Annotated in this window: 19 protein-coding genes; 7 read left to right on the forward strand and 12 right to left on the reverse strand. The window is 39.3% G+C overall.

Translation table 11 applies throughout. The features are described from left to right. The 4 genes from ACH2DQ_RS00360 to ACH2DQ_RS00375 form a co-directional block, all read right to left on the reverse strand. On the reverse strand, positions 1–1,209 hold a 1,209-nt coding region (locus ACH2DQ_RS00360; protein ID WP_395025035.1), incomplete at its 3' end, for an MBL fold metallo-hydrolase. Positions 1,210–1,300: 91 nt separating this feature from the next. Then, positions 1,301–2,302, reverse strand: a complete 1,002-nt coding sequence (locus ACH2DQ_RS00365; RefSeq protein ID WP_394910928.1) for a hypothetical protein — start codon at positions 2,300–2,302, stop codon at positions 1,301–1,303. Between the two features lie 123 nt (positions 2,303–2,425). Continuing rightward, the gene (locus ACH2DQ_RS00370) at positions 2,426–2,923 is read right to left on the reverse strand and encodes a DUF6147 family protein (protein ID WP_394910927.1); all 498 of its coding nucleotides are present in this window, start codon (positions 2,921–2,923) and stop codon (positions 2,426–2,428) included. A gap of 75 nt (positions 2,924–2,998) precedes the next feature. Beyond that, on the reverse strand, positions 2,999–3,994 hold the full coding sequence (locus ACH2DQ_RS00375) for a DUF4367 domain-containing protein (RefSeq protein WP_394910926.1): 996 nt from the start codon (positions 3,992–3,994) through the stop codon (positions 2,999–3,001). A 143-nt stretch (positions 3,995–4,137) separates the two neighbouring features. Here ACH2DQ_RS00375 and ACH2DQ_RS00380 point away from each other — a divergent pair, with 143 nt between their 5' ends. After that, positions 4,138–5,208: an undecaprenyldiphospho-muramoylpentapeptide beta-N-acetylglucosaminyltransferase gene (locus tag ACH2DQ_RS00380; RefSeq protein WP_394910925.1), complete on the forward strand. Its 1,071-nt coding sequence runs from the start codon at positions 4,138–4,140 to the stop codon at positions 5,206–5,208. 12 nt (positions 5,209–5,220) lie between these two features. Here ACH2DQ_RS00380 and ACH2DQ_RS00385 read toward each other — a convergent pair whose 3' ends face one another. Both ACH2DQ_RS00385 and ACH2DQ_RS00390 read right to left on the reverse strand, forming a co-directional pair. Further along, positions 5,221–5,736: an RNA polymerase sigma factor gene (locus ACH2DQ_RS00385; RefSeq protein WP_394910924.1), complete on the reverse strand. Its 516-nt coding sequence runs from the start codon at positions 5,734–5,736 to the stop codon at positions 5,221–5,223. 24 nt (positions 5,737–5,760) lie between these two features. Then, positions 5,761–6,171 carry an HIT family protein gene (locus ACH2DQ_RS00390; protein WP_394910923.1) on the reverse strand — a complete coding sequence of 137 codons (411 nt, stop codon included), beginning with the start codon at positions 6,169–6,171 and terminating at the stop codon, positions 5,761–5,763. A gap of 121 nt (positions 6,172–6,292) precedes the next feature. On the opposite strand from ACH2DQ_RS00390, the gene ACH2DQ_RS00395 reads away from it, so the two are divergent. Continuing rightward, positions 6,293–7,021 (forward strand): sensor histidine kinase, encoded by a 729-nt coding sequence (locus ACH2DQ_RS00395; protein WP_394910922.1) that lies wholly within the window; start codon positions 6,293–6,295, stop codon positions 7,019–7,021. A 40-nt stretch (positions 7,022–7,061) separates the two neighbouring features. Here the strand turns inward: ACH2DQ_RS00395 and ACH2DQ_RS00400 are convergent, their stop codons facing one another. The 6 genes from ACH2DQ_RS00400 to ACH2DQ_RS00425 form a co-directional block, all read right to left on the reverse strand. Then, complete coding sequence (locus ACH2DQ_RS00400) at positions 7,062–7,700, reverse strand: rhomboid family intramembrane serine protease (RefSeq protein ID WP_394910921.1); 639 nt, start codon at positions 7,698–7,700, stop codon at positions 7,062–7,064. A gap of 593 nt (positions 7,701–8,293) precedes the next feature. Further along, positions 8,294–9,154, reverse strand: coding sequence for a carbohydrate ABC transporter permease (locus ACH2DQ_RS00405; protein WP_394910920.1), 861 nt, complete (start codon positions 9,152–9,154; stop codon positions 8,294–8,296). Next, a complete protein-coding gene (locus ACH2DQ_RS00410; RefSeq protein WP_394910919.1) occupies positions 9,144–10,049 on the reverse strand; it encodes a carbohydrate ABC transporter permease in 906 nt (301 codons plus the stop codon). Before ACH2DQ_RS00410 ends, ACH2DQ_RS00405 begins: the two co-directional genes overlap by 11 nt. Positions 10,050–10,060: 11 nt before the next feature. Then, positions 10,061–11,386 (reverse strand): ABC transporter substrate-binding protein, encoded by a 1,326-nt coding sequence (locus tag ACH2DQ_RS00415; RefSeq protein ID WP_394910918.1) that lies wholly within the window; start codon positions 11,384–11,386, stop codon positions 10,061–10,063. A gap of 195 nt (positions 11,387–11,581) precedes the next feature. After that, complete coding sequence (locus ACH2DQ_RS00420) at positions 11,582–13,150, reverse strand: response regulator (RefSeq protein ID WP_394910917.1); 1,569 nt, start codon at positions 13,148–13,150, stop codon at positions 11,582–11,584. Positions 13,151–13,153: 3 nt separating this feature from the next. Then, complete coding sequence (locus tag ACH2DQ_RS00425; RefSeq protein ID WP_394910916.1) at positions 13,154–14,884, reverse strand: sensor histidine kinase; 1,731 nt, start codon at positions 14,882–14,884, stop codon at positions 13,154–13,156. Positions 14,885–15,242: 358 nt separating this feature from the next. On the opposite strand from ACH2DQ_RS00425, the gene pflB reads away from it, so the two are divergent. The 5 genes from pflB (at position 15,243) to ACH2DQ_RS00450 (ending at position 19,612) form a co-directional block, all read left to right on the forward strand. Beyond that, the gene (gene pflB / locus ACH2DQ_RS00430) at positions 15,243–17,339 is read left to right on the forward strand and encodes a formate C-acetyltransferase (RefSeq protein WP_394910915.1); all 2,097 of its coding nucleotides are present in this window, start codon (positions 15,243–15,245) and stop codon (positions 17,337–17,339) included. Between the two features lie 106 nt (positions 17,340–17,445). Then, positions 17,446–17,688, forward strand: coding sequence for an autonomous glycyl radical cofactor GrcA3 (grcA3, locus tag ACH2DQ_RS00435; RefSeq protein ID WP_027295193.1), 243 nt, complete (start codon positions 17,446–17,448; stop codon positions 17,686–17,688). Positions 17,689–17,726: 38 nt separating this feature from the next. Continuing rightward, positions 17,727–18,476: a pyruvate formate-lyase-activating protein gene (gene pflA / locus ACH2DQ_RS00440; protein ID WP_394910914.1), complete on the forward strand. Its 750-nt coding sequence runs from the start codon at positions 17,727–17,729 to the stop codon at positions 18,474–18,476. Between the two features lie 101 nt (positions 18,477–18,577). After that, a complete protein-coding gene (locus ACH2DQ_RS00445) occupies positions 18,578–18,748 on the forward strand; it encodes a DUF362 domain-containing protein (RefSeq protein WP_027295195.1) in 171 nt (56 codons plus the stop codon). Positions 18,749–19,123: 375 nt separating this feature from the next. Then, complete coding sequence (locus ACH2DQ_RS00450; RefSeq protein ID WP_394910913.1) at positions 19,124–19,612, forward strand: RNA polymerase sigma factor; 489 nt, start codon at positions 19,124–19,126, stop codon at positions 19,610–19,612. The last annotated feature ends 126 nt before the right edge of the window (positions 19,613–19,738 follow it).

Below are 19,738 nucleotides of genomic sequence, written 5' to 3' on the forward strand. Positions count from 1 at the left end.
CTGAAGACTGCAGATCTCTGCATGCACTTCAATTTCTTCTCCAAATAGCCGTACCGTTTTGGCACCTTCCAGGATAGCCCTTCCTAAAGTCCCTACCGCCTGATAGCCTGCAAATACAATCGTACTGTCTTTGCGCCACAGATTATGCTTCAGATGGTGCTTAATCCTTCCCGCATCGCACATCCCGCTTGCTGACAGAATAACCTTCGGACTGTTATTAAAGTTAATATTTTTTGATTCATCACTGGTAATTGCTGTCTTTAACCCCGGAAAACCTATGGGGTTAATTCCTCGATCCAAAAGTGCAATCGCTTCCTCGTCAAAGTCTTCCCGCATCCGTTCACGGAAAATACTGGTGGCTTCCACTGCCAGCGGACTATCTACATATACTTCAAATCCTTCATGGTTCTTAATCATCCGTTCTTCCTTGATTTTACGAATAAAATAAAGGAGTTCCTGAGTTCTTCCCACCGCAAAAGAGGGTACTACCACATTTCCGCCTCTGTCAAAAGTCCTCTGAATAATCTCAGCAAACTCACCCACATAATCCAGTCTGCCTCCATGGCTTCTGTCACCATAGGTGGACTCCATAACTACATAATCTGCATCCTGAATATATTGGGGATCCCGGATTAACGGCTGATTCATATTTCCAATGTCACCGGAAAATACGATCTTTTTTTCACAGCCCTTTTCATTGATCCATACTTCAATCGACGATGAACCCAGCAGATGTCCTGCATCAATAAAACGGATTTTTATACCATCTGCAATCGGTATTATTTTATTATACTCATTCCCGATAAAGCAGCTGATAGCTCCATTTGCATCTTCCATATTATATAATGGCTCAACTTCTGCCTTTCCGGCCCTTTTTCCTTTTCTGTTCTTCCATTCAGCCTCAAACATCTGAATGTGTGCACTGTCTCGCAGCATAATCTCGCATAAATCCTGGGTAGCTCTCGTAGAAAATACCTGCCCCCGGAATCCTCTCTGGTATAAAAGGGGAATTTTCCCGGAATGATCAATGTGGGCATGTGTCAACAGCAGCATATCAATATCACTGGCGGGAACTGGTATTTCCTGATTTTCAAAACAATCAGGCCCTTGTTCCATACCACAGTCTATCAAGATCTTTTTTCCGCATGCCTCCAGATAATAGCAGCTCCCTGTTACTTCATGTGTTGCCCCTAAAAATGTCAGTCTCATAAAAAATGCCTCTCCTTTCGCCCAAACATAGTTGTATAAGAATATTATACTCTGTTTGATGCTATTAAGATAGGCATTTTCTAATTAATATTTAATTGTACTCACGATGCTTGTAAAATCCAGAACAGCATAAGCCGAATTCTTTTGAGGTTACTGTAAAATGCTGATACGGGCTGCTCACCCCGATGTCTTTGATTGCTTCTGAGTTACAGACATCGGATGCGGGACTCACAAAATACTGCTTATATCCTTTTGTTCCTATATCCAGTATTCCCTTATCCCACTCAGCCGCATTCCCTCCGTTTGGAATTGCGACAATCCTGATCTTACTCCAGACATCCGCAAAACGCTCTTTAACCGCTCCCAGATGCTCCCGGAGATTTACGGTTCCCAAGAGCAGACTTCCATCAATATATTCCTGCTCTCCGGCTCCATTGTGCTTTTTACATAATTCAAAATCATTATATAAACCACATCTCATACCGCAGCTTGGCACACCCAGATTTATACATACGCTGCAAGGCGTATCGTCAGAGATATACTTAACTGCCATGACCGAATCTTCCATCTTCTTGTCCATTTTATCTGAACCATGGTATACAGCCAATCCCTTTTCAATCCCTTCACCATAGACGGCAAATTCAAAACGCCATCCATTACAGATAAAGGACAAATCTTTCTCAACCCTGCAAATTTCTTCCACACCATTGTGTTTCATAAAGTCATATGGATTTCTGATAAAGCTAAGCTCATTGTCATCAAAGATCTTATCTTCCTCGGCTTGATTTGTAAGCCCTTTCAAATCCTCCAAAGTAAAATCTGGTATAATGACCTTACCGACTTTTGATGTCGTCAGAACTTCCACAGCTTTATGTATTGAAAATGCGCATAAATCCGCCAAAATCATAAAGTCATATTCAGGAACATTATGAAATCTCTTGTCTGGTTCTGTCTTCCTGCATGCCGTATTTAACACTCCACTAATGTAAATAAACTGGCATTTCTCATCAATATAGTTGTCCACGATACTTCCTGTATGGCATATTCCACACTCAATGTTTTGAAATAAAAAGCGATAGTACTTTGCATTCATGATTTTTTTACTCCCCTTTGTCTAATTCGTTTATGTGTTACTAATAACATTTCCTAAAAATTATTAATCATAATACACAATGAAAGGTAATGTAATTTAAACATTCATTGGATATATATTTAATTATTTTATAAGTATGCCATCGCTATAACTACTAGCTATTTCTTTAACAACACCTTTACGCACAATATGTGATGCAGTAACTCTGTAATAATAACCAGGAGTCACATATAACGACGTGCTATAATTACATTGAGTTGTATTATAGACTACTTGACCTCTATGATCTACATTAACCCAACTGCCATTAATGAGTCTGTCTATATCTAAATATACTTCTACAGAATCACACATACGATTAGCTATAGTTGTTCCGCCAATATATACAACACCTCCACCACCGTTAGTAATGTTACATGATGCACTTGATAAATACGAGCCTCTTGCAATAGCACGATAAAATCCCTCAGATGTTGAATCAGATGTTAATAATGTACCCTCTACAATATCGCCTGCTTTATATTCTTCGGCAGCCATTGCATTCAAGGGAACAAGGCTTAAACATAGCATCAAACTTAACATAATTGATACTACTCTAATTACTTTTTTACTCACTTTCATATTTCCTCCTTTTTCTTTAGAATATTTACATTACATATATATAAACGTATTAGAACCAAAAATATGACGCTAAAACTAAAAATAAATATTTTTTAACATTTTCGTAAAATTTTCTTTTTCCATGATAGCAGTAACTGAATAATAACATTCATCTTTATTAAAATATGCAGCATAAGAAATTTCATTATTAGGGTTCATTAATTCTGTTACATTAATTAAATCTCCTTCTTCCGATTCAATTACAAAGTTGTCTTTCACTATACCATCAAATACCTGAGAAGATGATGCATTTTTTCTATTTTTATATATGTATATATTTACCGTAGTATCATTATTATACATATACTGCATAACCGCATTATAAGTTAAATCATCAATATTTACTGATAAGTACTTCATATTGTCTGGCTTAAAATTAAATTTCAACATCTTTACATCCAATAATGTTTCTATCTTTTTCCAAGCTTCATTTTCCGACAAATCACCCATTACATGATCTTCGTTGGCATCATTTAGCCTTACTTGTAAATTATCATTTACCATGGTGTTTATAATCGACATTAAATATTCCCTATTAGCCGAACTTGTCATACTAACCCCAAACAAACACAAGCAAATCATAGCCGCAAACCCAGCGTACTTTAAAACCTTATCCCGCCGGCGTTGTGCCATCTTTCTTCGACCAATCGCAAGCGCTCTCCGATCCTCATCCGAAAGCATCTCATAGACTTTCTCACGATTTTCCTCACTTTCGACATTTTTCTTCTCTTCATCTCCCATAGCAGTCTCCGATACCTCCTCTTTCCTGGCGGGATCTGCCTTTTCCTCATCAATCCACTTCTTTTCATCCTTCAGTTTTTGAATAACTGCTGCAAAAAGTTCCGGGGATTCATCCATATCATCTATATAATCCAAACCAGGGTCCGAATTTAATTTTTTTTCGTATTCATCTGCCGCTTTAATCAATTGCTGTCGGAGAGCCTCATCCATATCATCCACGGACTCTAGATTATCCGAGACTACTGGAAAAGGCTCAATTTTATCACTGTTTTTTCTTAGTTTTCCTTCCACTATTTACTCCCCTCTGCACGAGCAACGTTGCATTTATATCCGATAGCTTTAATATAATTATATCCTATCCTGCCCAGTCCTGTCTTGACTTTTTTTCATAACAGTATAATATGTATCTATGATGAACTTTTTGGAGGATGAATATGAAACGAATTATTCTTACAGGTGGCGGCACTGCCGGCCATGTTACACCTAATATTGCTCTACTCCCTCGCCTTAAGGAACTTGACTACGATGTCCAGTACATTGGTTCCCTGGACGGAATTGAAAAAAAATTAATTGAAGAACTTTCGATTCCTTACTATGGAATCGCTTCCGGTAAGTTGAGACGTTACTTTGACCCAAAAAACTTTTCAGATCCTTTTAAAGTGATTAAGGGCTACTTTCAGGCACGCAAATTATTAAAAAGCCTGAAACCGGATGTTGTTTTTTCTAAAGGTGGGTTTGTTGCTGTACCGGTAGTTCTTGCTGCAAAGCACCGTCATATTCCAGTAATCATACATGAGTCAGACATGACGCCGGGCCTGGCAAACAAACTCTCAATCCCGTCTGCTAACAAAATATGCTGTAATTTTCCTGAAACACTGTCCCATCTTCCCGAAGGGAAAGCCTTTTTAACCGGATCTCCCATACGTCAAGAGCTTTTATCCGGCAACAAACTGGCGGCGCTGAAATTCTGTGGATTTACCGCAAACAAACCAGTCCTGCTCATTATTGGCGGCAGTCTTGGTTCTGCTGCAGTTAATACCGCTATAAGGAATATATTACCACAACTCTTGAAAACTTTCCAGGTAATTCACTTATGTGGAAAAGATAAAATTGATGAATCACTCATCAAAACGGAAGGCTATGTACAATTCGAATATATAAAACAAGAATTGGCAGATCTGTTTGCCCTGGCTGATGTAGTAGTTTCCCGAGCAGGCGCAAATGCAATCTGTGAACTGCTGGCACTGCGCAAGCCAAATCTCTTAATACCGCTCTCTGCTGCGGCAAGCCGTGGAGATCAGATTTTAAATGCTGCCTCTTTCAAGCGCCAGGGGTTCAGCGAGGTCTTGGAGGAAGAAACCCTGTCATCCGAAGCACTCCTTCGTACAATTCAAACGCTTTATGAGTCCCGGCACACATATATTGCAGCTATGGAAAAAAGCCAGCAAAATGATGCCATCGGAAAAATAGTGTCATTAATAGGCCAGGTTACACAAGGAAAGTAGAGGCGCGCGCCTCTACTTTTCTTTATAATCTTTCAGATATTTCTGTCTTATGTATTTCTTTGCCCTGCATAATCTTGCCCGAAATACGGTAACTGCGATCCCAAGTTTTGCCGCTGCTTCCTCCTGGGTCAAGCCGTTCACATAGCTTTGATAAATCACCTCGTACCATCTCTCATTCATCTGCTTTAAATCGTCAAAAATTGTAAACAGCAATTGTGTATTTGCCGTTCTGTTTACCAACTCATCAATGGAGTATTGAACTGCCGTATTCATACTCGTAGTTGGCATAATAACTTCTCTTCTGACACTTGCTTTTCTGGAATTATCTATAATAGCCCTTTTCGCAGTGATCAGAAGCCACGCCTTAATAAAATCAGGCGCCACTGTATCCATATTGTCATAATATTTCCAAAATACATGTTGGCAGATTTCTTGTGCCAACTCAAAATCCCCTGTCTGATCCAATGCCGCCTTTATGACCAGACGATGATATTTGTTATATACGTCTGTAAACAATTTATTCTTCATCTTTTGTAGTGTCCTCTTCTCAGCTTATGCTTTAAATTTGGAAAGTATCTCCTCTTTGTCTTGCTCCGTCAAGGTTCCGGGTTTCCAGGTTATACCCACATGATCTTTAGTCATGCGCGGTATGAGGTGTATATGGAAATGAAATACAGTCTGACCTGCTGCCTCCCCATTGTTTTGCAGAATATTAATACCGTCGCACTCCAGCTTGTCTTTTAGCTCAGCTGCCATTTTCTTCGCCAAAGTGTATGCTTTTTGCAGTAACACATCCGGCATGTCAAAAATATCCGCATAATGTTCCTTTGGAATAATCAGGGCATGTCCTTTGGATGCCGGTCCTAAATCAAGTATTACTTTAAAGTCATCATCTTCAAATACTGCGGCTGATGGTATTTGTCCATTCGCTAATTTACAAAAAATGCAATCATTTTCTTTCATAAACTCTCTCCTTTTTCTTATAATTATTCACCAATATGTTATACATTTTGTAAAATTATGAAAATAATATGTATTTGCTATTTTTCGAAACCAATTGTATTCTATGCAAGGAGGTGTCGATATGTTAACTAAAAATGACGAAAAACAGATGAAAGCCCTCATGAATGAGCGTGAGGATTTCCGCTATATCATAGAAAAGCTGAAAGAAGAACAACAATTTACTGTGTCTCAGATTTCACATGAGATACGCAATCCTGTTACTTTAATAAACAGTTCTCTGCAATTGATTGAAAAACAACATCCGGAGGTAAGAAATTTTGCTTTTTGGAATCAAACGATGGAAGATATGATGTTCCTCAGAAAACTGCTTGACGAATTATCCTCATTCAATAACGGAGAGCGCCTCGCTCTTCAGGAAATGAATGTTAAGTCCTGGGTAGAGGCTCTTGCCGGGTCTATTGCAACCCATCTACGAGATACTGATATTGATTTTTCCTGTGACTTTCAAAAAGAACTGCCTTATATCACTGCTGACGATACAAAGTTGCATCAGGCAGTCTATAACTTGCTGCGTAATGCCGTTGAAGCATTAGATGACTGTGGTCATATTATCTTCCGGGCGTACACGCAAGAAAATAATCTAATCATCCAGGTAATTGATGATGGCTGTGGCATCCGTGATGAAGATCTGGACACCCTTTTTGCCCCTTTTGTAACACATAAAAAATGTGGCAGCGGACTTGGGCTTGCCATTACCAAGCGCATAGTAGAAGCGCATGACGGGTGTTTAAAAGTGAAATCCACCCTGGGTTCAGGAACCTGCTTTACCATCCTCCTTCCTTTCTGCTAGCCTACATAGCCGCATTCTTTAGACATGAATATTTATTTAATTATTGCATGCTATCATAATCACCTTGCTCTATCGAAACGCGTTTCTTTTTGCGATAGAGCAAAACCGCAAGAAGTGCTCCTGTTATCAGGCCTCCTATATGTGCCGAGTTATCTATACCGGCACTGGAGAATCCCTGGAACAAGGTGAGCGCTGCCATCAGACCCAGCCTTTTACCCGTCAGATCTTCCAGTTTCCCCTTATTTCTTGCAATAATAAATACAAGTGCTCCGATCACTGCAAATACGGCTCCCGATGCACCGGCTGAAACTGCAAAGTCTCCGGTTTTCATATCATACCACATCGACAACAGATTGCCGCCCAGACCACCAATCACATATATCAGAAGATAGCGAATTTTGCCCACAGTTCTTTCCAGTGTATCTCCCAGAAAGATAAGCACCAGCATATTGCTGAACAAGTGCTCAATTCCAAAATGTAAAAACATGCAGGTAAATATCCGATAATATTCTCCATGCTCTAAAACCCATGGTGTATAATTTGCACCATGAGTCAGCATGAACTGTACATCTTCTGTATTTCCTATTAATTCCATTACAATAAAAACACCAATATTAAGCAGAACTATAACCAGATTCATTATAGCCCTGGATTTCAAAAAATCTTTAATTTCGTTCATAGAATCGCCTCTTGCCCTATTGTAACAGATGAATTTCTATTTGCATAGTACTAAGTCACAATTATTAACGCAATTTTAACAAGGGTTTGTACCATGTTACTACACTATTTTACATTTTTAGAATCTGGTTTCTCCTTTTTGTACACCTCGTTATTTTCGTCTTTTTTACCTCACTCACTGGAACAATAACTTTTTCATTTCATCATTTTCACAATAAAAAGCGGACATTGCCTGTCCGCTTTTATCATTTCCGTAAACATCCATACATTTTTTCCTATCATTAATTGTAAGAATTTTACCTGCCTTTTATTGTTTACTCCCATAAAATCCGTAGATTCCCACTAAACTACTTGTGTTTCAAATTGTTGCCACAAAGCAAAGAGAAATCCAACAAATTTGTTAACAAGCACTGACTGTAACACTGCATTATCTTTTACATATCAGACTTCTCTATGAAATTGCAAATGTTTTATAGAAGAAGATATCTTAAAAACTTCGACCATAAGCCCATTTTTATATAAGTATATTTACAATTAATAGAATCTTGTTCTACATTATATTACTAAAATTTACCAGTAATTTCATATGGAATTTTAACCTTTGATACCTCCGTTTGTCAGACCTGCAACAAAATACTTTTGCAGGAATAAAAAGATTAAAAACAGTGGCAGCATTACTATGCAGATTGCTGCAGTAAGCATTGGCCAATTTGTGGTGAACATCCCCTGAAAATTTAGCAGACCTACCGTTATGGGAATTCCTTTGTCCGTTAGAAGGGTAGCGATCTGGGCCCACATCAGTTCTCCCCAGACATAAGTAAAATTCATTACAAAACAGGTAGACATAGCCCCTTTCATCAGCGGCAGTATAATCCTGACCATCGTATTGAATTCTCCACTGCCGTCTATTCTGGCTGCTTCTAATAACTCAATTGGTATGGTTTCAAAATAGTTTTTTAAAATAATAATTGTTCCAGGAAGAGACCATCCTACGTAGCCGATAATAATAGCTGCATATTGTAATTTCAGCAAACCCGTCTTTGATAGCATCATATACAAAGGAATAATCATTGATTCTGTTGGAAGGACCTGTATGACAAGCAGCAGGACTAATATCAGATTTGCAAATGGGATTTTCAGTCTGGACAGCGCATATGCCGCGCTCAGTGCGAACACCTGAATAAGTACCAATGATGTTGCAGCGATGATAACGCTGTTCAAAAAATATTCTCCTATTTTACCCTCTGTAAATGCCTGAATATAATTTTCAAATCGGAACTTTTCCGGCAGCGCCCAGACATTCTGATAAAACTCCGGTGTAGTCTTTAATGAAGTGATAAAGGAAAAGACGATAGGCAATACATAAAATGCGATGCAGCAGAGCATAATTATGCGCAGCAGAATAAAACCCATACTAAACTTTCTGATAGAAAAATGCTGTGATTTAGTATTCATAAGTTTCTCCTTTCGCAATTCTTCTGCCAATAATCACGCAGATACTTACAATAATTGTTAATATAATCCCTATGGCAGATGCATTGCCAAATTTATTAAATGAAAATGCCGTTGTTATCATTCTGATAGGTGCTGTCACAGACAAATCCCCGGGCCCTCCCTTGGTCATTGTCCAAACCATATCATAGGTTTTAAATGACCAGAGCAGCATCATAGAGAGAGCAAGTTTAATAGTTGGCTTGATGAGGGGCAGAATAATTAACCGTACAGACTTCATATATCCTGCTCCATCTAGTTTTGCAGATTCAAACAGGGAACCTGGAATAGCAAGCATTCCGGTATAGCAAAGCATCATGATTGTTCCTGAAAACCTCCACCCCTGTACAATGGAAATTGTCCAGAGCACGGTTCCCCGTTCTGATAGCCATCCGTGCTGCAATGATGTCAGTCCTGCTGCTTTTAGAGCACTGTTTAGCAGACCATTATCCTGGGCAAGCACAAAAACAAATAGCAGTCCGATAACCGTCATAGGCATCATACTGGGGCTGTAGAATATAAACCTGCATAAAGCTCCTTCCTTTCTACCCAGCCGGTAAATACACAGTGCAAATAAAATCCCCAGTATCATTGCAACTACTGTAGATACCACTCCAATAAATACTGAATTTTTAAGGGCAGTCAATGTACTCCTTTCAGCCATGGCACTTATATAGTTAGCAAGTCCAACAAATTTCATCTCAGAATTGCCATTCCACTCATAAAACGAAAGTACGACATTCCAAATCAGAGGTATGAGCATGGTAAAGATAATAATGACAAACGCCGGCAGCATAAACAAGCAGCCTGCAGCGATTATTTTTTTATTCAGAACGGGCTTTTCTTTCTTCTGTCTCATATTAGCAATTCTCACTTTCCTACGGCTGCCTCACGCAGTGCTTCTAATTCATTCAAACAAGTATCTCCATAGAACAGATAATTGGACGGTGTGTTATACACAATGTAATCAAACATTTCCGGTGAAATGCCAATTGGCTCCGTAGGATAAACTTTCGCTGCATCCACACCATACAATTCATAATCAGGATCTGCTGACTCTATTCCCTTTACCGGTACCACATTCCCCGTATCAGCATACATCTGCAAGATTTCCGTACTGGTTAAATATTTCAGTACCTCTACTGCTTTATCCGGATATTTTGTATTCGCTGTAATAAAGAAACCATCCGAACCACCCAGCAGATAGTTCATGTCCTCTTTTCCCATATTGGGCCAGCTTATAATCTCCACATCAAATGCTCCGTTTGCCGCTTCTTTCGCAATACCGCACTGATTATTTGTATTGGCAAACATTGCTACCTGACCCTGGGCAAATGCCGCTGTAATCTGATCCTGTGTAGCCGAAACTGCCCCTTCCCCGGGATAGAGGTAGCTTTTATCATACAACCCTTTTATTTTATCAAAGACTTCTTTTACTCTGCTGTCTGTAAATGAAATCTCACCTGCATTAAACTTATCCAGTTCATCCTGGTTATCCCAGCACTGCATCAATCCATTTCTCACAAACCAGCAGGCATTATCTGCCTTAACTCCTAATGGAAAAACATCCGTATTTTGTTTAATTTTTTCACAGGCATCTACTAACTCATCCCAGGTCCACTGGTCTTTTATCTCCACACCAGCCTTCTTCAGAAGTTCCGTATTAACCTGCAGCAGCGGATATACGGTTCCAAAAGGAACTGCAACATTTTTACGGTCAAATACACCTACCTCCAAGGCACCTTCTACCCAGGTATTCTTCCAATTCTGATCTGAATCCAGATAAGGTGTAAGATCAAGCGCCATATCTGATGTTGTGAAATTCTTCATCTGATTCGGCCAATATTGGACAATATCAACTGCTTCCCCGGCTGCAAACGCCGTTTTAACAGACTTTTCTATCTGAGACTGATCCCATGTTTTGGAGACAAATTGTATATCCGGAAATTTTTCCTGTACCTTTTTTACCACATCAGAAGTAACGGGTATCTCCGGATTCTCAATCATAAGAACCATTTCCATATCTATGTCAGCAGTATTTCCGGATATACTCTCAGTGGTTTTATCAGCAGTTTCTACACTGCTTTCATTCTTATTCTGAGACGTCTCCTTTACCTTTTCACTGCTTTTGCAACCGCTCATCCCAGCTGCTATCATACTTATTGCCACTAACATCCCAACCAGTTTCTTTCTCATATCATCGTTCCTCCTTTTGATCTTACGCAGTATAGCTTTTGTATACTTTTTTATTGGATGTCCTTATTATAAGAAATATAGGTTACCAAAAAAACCGGAATAATCTACATTAATTATAGAAAATCTACAATAACGCGCAAAAAGAGCAGGAAGAATTCTGAGATTTACCCTGATTCTTCCCGCTCTCATAGTACATTAACCTTTTTTACACTCCGCTGGTGAGCACCCCATACATTTTTTAAATGCCTGGGAAAAATAGATGGAGTCATGAAACCCAACTTTCTCCGCCACTTCATATATTTTCAAATCTGTTTCTAATAGTAATATTTTTGCTTTGTCCATACGTTTCCGATTTAAATATTCTTTAAAAGAAACACCAACCTCTTTCTTGAAGAGATGACTGAAGTAATTTGGTGTTTTTTCTATAAACTCACCCATATATTCTGCAGTCAGATTCTCCATATAATGCTGCTCAATGTGATGAACAGCTTTTGCAATCGTGCTGCTGTACTTATTCCATATATCCTGTTTTTCCTGAATCAGAGCCCCTATGAACAAGTTTTTGGCAAACTCCAGGTACTCCTCCAAAAAATAAAACTGATCTAACCGTGCATGAACAGATACGGTATGAAATGGTTTTTTCCGGTATCCGTTTTTAATGTAATGATTATTTACTTCAATACAACTGTCCAGGACAAACTCCAGTACTATATTCAAATCTTTTATTTTGTCCTGCCGAATGACGTTTCCAGCCTGCTCCAGGATCTCTTCTATCTGGACCTCACTTCCAGCCAGAAAGGCTTCTGTCAACGCTCGCGTAAGATCGGAAATCTTTTTTCTCCCATCTGTAATACAGGCTTTATCGGGAATCCCTGTCTGCATATGAACACTTTCTCTGCCGTCAAATATGCGGTATTCCAGCCAGTCACATGCCAGATAATACCCCTGTTTCACCTGTGATAACGGTACTTCCAGGCTGATCCCAAGGGAAATGGTAATCCCGCATTCCTGATACCAGGCACATTGTTTCATATTTTCATAACAATATTTCATCTTATTCTGTTGATTAAACACGTACAGGGTGGAAGGCTGCGCAGGCATTAAAAGCAGAAACTGCCCTTCCCGAACCCGATAACAACAGATTTCTTCTCCCAGACTTTCCATAAAATGCAAGACCTCATAATCCAGTTCACCATAATCGCTTCCGTCACACTCTGGGTCTGCCATCAGCGCACCGCAAATCACGGTTCTGGTATCATTCCTGGGAAATCCATTTTGAAGAAAGCCTGTAATTACATTTGGATCTACTACTTCTCCCTGCAGTACTTCACGAATAAAGTTTTTTTCATATGCACTTTGGTATTCTTCCACTCTGGCTTTTGAAAATCTTTCCCGAATTATTTTCTGCCTTGTCCTGTTAATTAGCTGTATTAGGTTTTTTACTTTAATTGGTTTAAGTTCATAGTCCTCTGCGCCATATTTGATCGCACTTTTCAAATATTCAAAATCAGAATATCCGCTGATCATAATTACTTTTACACTTTCATCTTTTTCCCGTACCCTCTGTAAGAATTCCAGCCCATCCATCTCCGGCATACGAACATCTGCCAATATAATATCCGGCCTGAATTCCTCATATAGCGCAAGCCCGGCTGCTCCATCTCCACAATTTCTTACTTCCTCTATTCCCAGACTTGCCCAGTCAATACCTTCCGTTATACCTACTCTTATCTGTACATCATCATCAATAATTAAAATCCTCATTCGTCATTTCCCCCTAATTGGAATTGTCACTCTGACTTCTGTTCCTTCACCTATCCTGCTCTTAAAATCAAGACCATAAGGTTCCCCATATTTTAATTTTATTCTCTGATCCACATTCTTCAGTGCAAATACATTGTGTTCCTCACTAGCATCTGCTAATTTTTCCCGGATCTTCTCTTCATCCGTTCCTACCCCATTGTCACGGACAAGAATTGTCAGCTGCCCCTTTACCCTTTGAATACACACTTCGATTGTCCCGCCTTCTACCTTAGGCTCTAATCCATGCAGCATTGCATTTTCTACCAGGGGCTGAATGATTAATTTTGGAATCTTAACATCTTTTAGATGCTCATTCATTTCAATCCGTATCTTTGCGCGGTTTTTATACCGGGCATTCATGATGAACATATAATTTCTAAGATGATTTACCTCTTCCTCAATTGATACCATTTCTTTACCCCGGCTAAGTACATGACGGAAAATATCCGACAGCGCCTCCAGCTGGTCCGCAACATCATAATCCTTTTCCTCCACCGCAAGCCAATGAATAGAATCCAGCGTATTATATAAAAAGTGGGGATTAATCTGAGAAGTTAACAACTGTAGTTCCGCTTCCTGACTATAAATCTTCGATACATAAACTTCCTGAATCAACGCTTCCAGACGTTTTGACACCTGCACAAATTCGCTGCTTATGGTTCCAATCTCATCTCGGCTGTCATTTACCAGTTCAATATCAAACTGCCCCTTTTTTAATTTTCTCATTTCACCCAACAAGCGATCCAGAGGACGAATAATAAACCTTTCCTGCACCTTTGCAAATATAAATCCAAAAGCAACACACAGAATTATTGCCAGTACCATTAAATATACGTACACTGTATTGGACCTTATAATCTCCTTTGTTGGAACTTCATTCACTAAAAACCATCCGTTTCTGTCGCTTTTCGTATATAAGACAGTCATTCTTTCATGATCAATGGTTGTTTCAAAATATCCTTCTGTCCCGTTAAGTTTGTCTCTAATCTGCTCATATCTGCTGTATGATTTGCCAAGTTCGTTTTTTACGGTAGAAGATATAATGATGCCATCCCCATCCATCAAAAAACTTTCCCTGGATTTCTGATTGAGGTAAGGCTGGTAAACAGAACACAGTGCGTCCTCCGGAACACTGATGCTCAAAACAGCATTTACACTATCCTGAAGATGTATTCCATTATAATATGTAACAACTGTTTCTTTTTTCTCTTCTTTATACAGCGGAAACAGATCCAGAATATAAGGTTTGGACCAAAAGCTTTTACCACCTACCTCTTCCATCTGCGTGATGTACGCTTTATTTTCCGTATGCAGAACTTTTCCCCTTTGATAGACGATTCTGCCATCCAGACTCAGGCATAAGGCACTGAAATATTCCTTGTTTCTGGTGGTACTGTCATACCACTCTTTCAGCTCCCAGTAATCTTTTTTCGTTGCCGTACCAATCAATATTTTTTGCATCCAGCTGTTGATCTTTAGCTTTGATGTAACATCCTCTACATCATAAAAAATTTTATCTACATCCTTATGTACCTCTTTTAAAATAATTAAGCCCGACTCACAGCTGCTTCTTTTATCAATATGGTTCAGCCATATAGAAAAACATCCCCCGGCAACCAGCAGCGGTATAATAACAAAGATCACTAATGAAGAAAACAATTTCCGTTTCAGTGTCAAATCCCTGAATCTAACCAATACACATTTCCCCCTTAATTTCCTCATATTATCCACATTTTACATCTCTTCCTCCACAAAATGCAACCTCTTCTCACCATGTTATACACCCCCACTCCAATATAACATCAAATATGCTATAATATAACAAACCTATCGCAAAATTTACAAATATTGATTTTATATCATACCAATTTTGTCAATATATAATAATCTTTTTCATTAAGACCAACTGTATCCGAAAAAGTGCAACGGTGCCCTTGACGTGTATACAATGTACATGTTATGATAATCCTGTCAATTAATTAACAATACTTCAATAAATATTCCCCTGCTTTTTTGGGGAAAATTGAGAATATCATATCGTAGGAGGTAATGTATGAGAAGCGAATGGAATGACTTTAAAAGTGGTGTTTGGACAAAAGAAATTAATGTCCGTGATTTCATCCAAAAAAACTATACAGTTTATGAAGGTGATGAATCCTTCCTGGCTGAGGCAACAGAAAACACAAAAGATCTGTGGGCTCAGGTAATGGATTTAAACAAAAAGGAACTGGAAGCCGGCGGCGTGCTGGATATGGATACTAAGATTATCTCCACCATTACTTCCCATGGTCCTGGATATTTAAATAAAGAAAAAGAAAAAATCGTAGGATTTCAGACTGACAAACCTTTCAAACGTTCTTTACAGCCTTACGGCGGTATCCGTATGGCAGAAAAAGCTTGTAAAGATAATGGTTATCAATTAGATCCTGAAGTAGATGAATTTTTCACAAAACACAGAAAAACTCATAATGCAGGTGTATTTGATGCTTATACACCGGAAATGCGCGCATGCCGTTCCAGCCATATCATCACAGGTCTTCCGGATGCTTATGGACGCGGACGTATCATCGGTGATTACCGTCGTGTCGCTCTCTATGGTGTTGACCGCCTGATCGAAGACAAAAAAGACCAAAAGGACAGCACACGTACCATCATGTACTCTGATGTTATCCGTAACCGCGAAGAGTTATCCGAACAGATCCGGGCATTGGAAGAATTAAAAAAATTAGGCGAAATCTACGGATGCGATATTTCTAAACCGGCTACTAATACCAAAGAAGCAATTCAGGCATTATATTTTGGTTATCTGGCAGCTGTAAAAGAACAAAATGGTGCAGCCATGTCCCTTGGACGTACTTCTACTTTCATCGACATCTATGCAGAACGTGACTTAAAGAACGGCACATTTACGGAAGAAGAAATTCAGGAATTCGTAGACCATTTTATTATGAAGCTTCGCCTTGTTAAATTTGCACGTACACCTGAATATAATGACCTGTTCTCGGGTGACCCAACCTGGGTAACGGAATCTATCGCTGGTGTAGGTATCGACGGACGCCCGATGGTAACTAAAATGTCTTTCCGTTATCTTCATACCTTAGATAACTTAGGCCCGGCTCCGGAACCGAACCTGACTGTACTGTGGTCCACAAGACTTCCTCATAACTTCAAGGCTTTCTGTGCGAAAATGTCCATTAAGTCTTCCGCTATCCAGTATGAGAACGATGACTTGATGCGTGTAACTCATGGCGATGATTATGCGATTGCCTGCTGTGTATCTTCCATGCGTGTAGGTAAAGAAATGCAGTTCTTCGGAGCGAGAGCAAATCTTGCAAAGTGCTTGTTATACGCAATTAACGGTGGTGTTGATGAAGTTTCCAAGAAACAGGTCGGACCTAAATACAGACCAATCACTTCTGAATACCTGGATTACGATGAAGTTATGTCTGCATACAAAGACATGATGCAGTGGCTTGCAAGAGTTTACGTAAATACTTTAAATATCATTCATTACATGCATGATAAATATTGCTATGAAAAATTACAGATGTCTCTGCATGATGAAAAAGTAACCCGCTGGTTTGCAACCGGTATCGCCGGACTTTCCGTTGTTGCTGACTCTCTGTCCGCAATCAAATATGCGAAAGTAAAAGCAATCCGTGATGAAGACGGAATCGTTGTAGATTACCAGGTAGAAGGCGACTTCCCGAAATACGGAAACGATGATGACCGTGTTGACAGTATCGCAGCTGATCTTGTAAGAACATTTATGAAGTATATCAGCGGAAACCACACATACCGTGGCGGTATCCCTACAACTTCTATCCTGACAATTACTTCAAACGTTGTTTACGGTAAAAATACAGGATCTACACCGGACGGACGAAAAGCAGGAGAACCATTTGCACCGGGTGCAAACCCAATGCATGGCCGTGATGAGCATGGAGCAGTTGCTTCCCTCTCCTCCGTATCCAAACTTCCATTCCGTGAAGCACAGGACGGTATTTCCAATACCTTCTCCATTATTCCGGGTGCACTTGGTAAAGATGATCAGATCTTTGCAGGAGATATCTCCATAGATATGGATCTGGGCTGCGGAAGCTGTAATGCACCTACACTTTTTGAAGGTGTAGAAGACGAAGAGAACTAGAATCTTTAAATCAATTATATGGAGAGGATTTATCCTCCCCATATATTCGAAATAGATGTAACCGATTGACTCACATGCAATTATCATTTATAAGGAGGACAATACTATGACAGTTAATAATGCTCAGGTTGAAAACTTAATTAATCTTTTAGACGGCTATGTTGAAAAAGGCGGCCATCACTTAAATGTAAACGTATTCACCCGTGATACATTACTGGACGCACAGGCTCATCCTGAAAAATATCCACAGCTTACCATCCGTGTATCTGGTTATGCGGTAAACTTCAACAAACTGACAAAAGCACAGCAGGATGAAGTTATTTCAAGAACATTCCATGGCGCAATGTAAATCTGCGTGATTGTCATCAATCAAAGGAGGCGTAAACTATGAAAGGCCGTATTCATTCTTTAGAGAGTTTTGGTACCGTAGATGGACCGGGTATCCGGTATGTAGTATTTACCCAGGGATGCCCTATGCGCTGTCAGTATTGCCACAACCCGGATACCTGGGAGGTAAATGCCGGCACCTGGATGGATTCGGAAGAAATACTGTCCAACTACGACAAGAACCGTGCCTTTTATAAAAATGGAGGTATCACCGTCACAGGCGGTGAACCTCTTCTCCAGATTGAATTTGTTACCGATCTATTGGAAAAATCTAAAAAAAAGAATATCCATACCTGCATTGATACCTCAGGGATCACCTTTGCACCAGGAAATACTGAGTATCTAAAAAAACTTGACAGCCTGTTAGCTGTGACCGATCTGGTTATGCTGGATATTAAGCATATTAACCTGGAAGCTCATAAAAAGCTGACCGGACATTCAAATGAACGCATTCTTCAATTCGCAGAATATCTGGAGAAGAAGAAAATTCCTGTGTGGATTCGCCACGTACTGGTACCCGGTATTACCGATGATCCCATATATCTGACAGAACTGGGTAATTATATAGGGGGACTGTCTAACCTGAAAGCACTGGATGTACTTCCGTACCATAATATGGGAAAAAGTAAGTATGAACAGCTGGGCATGGATTATCCGCTAAAAGATCTGGAGAATTGTCCCAAGGAGAAAGTTATATGGGCAAAATCCCTGATTTTAGACGGTATTCGACAAAAACGGCACAAAAATTAACAAATATTTCACTTGTATAATCATAATAAATGTATTAGAATAAATTGAAAGGCTTGGCAGACAAGTCGAAAAACAGTATATAAATTAAGGAGGATATTATCATGGCATATGTAATTTCAGACGAATGTGTAGCTTGTGGATCATGCGCTCCAGTATGTCCAGCAGAAGCAATCAGCGAAGGTGATGGAAAATACGTAATCGATGCAGATACTTGCTTAGATTGTGGAACATGCGAAGCTGAATGCCCAACAGGCGCTATCTCAGCAGAATAATTAAGGTATTCGAACACGGGAGTAATGCTCCCGTGTTTTTTTTATGTCTGAAATTAATATTTCCCAGAATTTGATTGTAAATTGCTTTCTGCCAGCTGTGCATTCCGCTGTGTGGTATATTGTTTTTTAAGATGAATCAAAAAAAATCTATATTTTTGTAACAAAATGAAATCTTAATTGTTATACTTAATAAGAAAGAAAATAATACGTACTACACAACAGGTTTGCGCATTTACTGCGCTAACCATCGATTCGTAGGACAGCAGGAAAAAGTTCTATTGCCAAAGGCGATTTCAAATAGATTGTTGCTCCTAACTGCGATGGTACTGAACAGTTACGCTATTACATTATATCGTCAGGAGAGGAGGAATGTTTATGGAAGCAAATATTCTGGAAGAGATCTACGAGCGCTATTCCAGAGAGCTGTTTTTATACCTTTATACCCTTCTTCGGGATACCTCTGCGGCAGAAGATATCCTGCAGGAAACATTTTTAAAGGCTTTTCTGTCATTAGACAAATCACATCCGAATTTCCGTGCATGGCTGTATAAAGTAGGGAAAAACGAAAGCCTGAATTACTTAAAACGACAGCAAAGAACAATTTCAGAAGCTGACATGGAACAATTTCAGGAAAGTGGCTCCCCCTTGGATGATTTTCTGCAAAAAGAACAAAACCGTCTGCTAATGGAAGCATTAATGAAGCTTCCTATACTGTCCAGAGAGGTGCTTGTTATGCAGTATTTTTTTGAAATGCCTCAGCGTGAAATTGCTGAGATACTGGATTTGTCCCCCGGTAACGTGCGCATTATTGTGCACCGTGCAAAAAAAGAGCTTAAGAAAGAGGTGGAAAAATATGAAATTTGAAGTTGTTTTTGAAAAATATAGAAACCACACAGCAACTGAAGAAGAGATTGCCTGGATTGAAGAAGAAATCAAAAAACATGAGTTAATCGAAGAATATCTTAGTGAAGCGATTGATCTTAAGCTGGA

Source organism: Robinsoniella sp. (assembly GCF_034124845.1).

What these genes read in the sequence shown, in the direction of transcription:
- ACH2DQ_RS00385 (WP_394910924.1), bottom strand. Translation starts at nt 5,736, where the DNA reads ATGAAGAATAAATTGTTTACAGACGTATATAACAAATATCATCGTCTG.
- ACH2DQ_RS00450 (WP_394910913.1), top strand. Translation starts at nt 19,124, where the DNA reads ATGGAAGCAAATATTCTGGAAGAGATCTACGAGCGCTATTCCAGAGAG.
- ACH2DQ_RS00405 (WP_394910920.1), bottom strand. Translation starts at nt 9,154, where the DNA reads ATGAATACTAAATCACAGCATTTTTCTATCAGAAAGTTTAGTATGGGT.
- ACH2DQ_RS00370 (WP_394910927.1), bottom strand. Translation starts at nt 2,923, where the DNA reads ATGAAAGTGAGTAAAAAAGTAATTAGAGTAGTATCAATTATGTTAAGT.
- pflB (WP_394910915.1), top strand. Translation starts at nt 15,243, where the DNA reads ATGAGAAGCGAATGGAATGACTTTAAAAGTGGTGTTTGGACAAAAGAA.
- ACH2DQ_RS00420 (WP_394910917.1), bottom strand. Translation starts at nt 13,150, where the DNA reads ATGAGGATTTTAATTATTGATGATGATGTACAGATAAGAGTAGGTATA.
- ACH2DQ_RS00410 (WP_394910919.1), bottom strand. Translation starts at nt 10,049, where the DNA reads ATGAGACAGAAGAAAGAAAAGCCCGTTCTGAATAAAAAAATAATCGCT.
- ACH2DQ_RS00390 (WP_394910923.1), bottom strand. Translation starts at nt 6,171, where the DNA reads ATGAAAGAAAATGATTGCATTTTTTGTAAATTAGCGAATGGACAAATA.
- ACH2DQ_RS00365 (WP_394910928.1), bottom strand. Translation starts at nt 2,302, where the DNA reads ATGAATGCAAAGTACTATCGCTTTTTATTTCAAAACATTGAGTGTGGA.
- ACH2DQ_RS00395 (WP_394910922.1), top strand. Translation starts at nt 6,293, where the DNA reads ATGTTAACTAAAAATGACGAAAAACAGATGAAAGCCCTCATGAATGAG.
- ACH2DQ_RS00415 (WP_394910918.1), bottom strand. Translation starts at nt 11,386, where the DNA reads ATGAGAAAGAAACTGGTTGGGATGTTAGTGGCAATAAGTATGATAGCA.
- ACH2DQ_RS00445 (WP_027295195.1), top strand. Translation starts at nt 18,578, where the DNA reads ATGGCATATGTAATTTCAGACGAATGTGTAGCTTGTGGATCATGCGCT.
- pflA (WP_394910914.1), top strand. Translation starts at nt 17,727, where the DNA reads ATGAAAGGCCGTATTCATTCTTTAGAGAGTTTTGGTACCGTAGATGGA.
- ACH2DQ_RS00380 (WP_394910925.1), top strand. Translation starts at nt 4,138, where the DNA reads ATGAAACGAATTATTCTTACAGGTGGCGGCACTGCCGGCCATGTTACA.
- grcA3 (WP_027295193.1), top strand. Translation starts at nt 17,446, where the DNA reads ATGACAGTTAATAATGCTCAGGTTGAAAACTTAATTAATCTTTTAGAC.
- ACH2DQ_RS00400 (WP_394910921.1), bottom strand. Translation starts at nt 7,700, where the DNA reads ATGAACGAAATTAAAGATTTTTTGAAATCCAGGGCTATAATGAATCTG.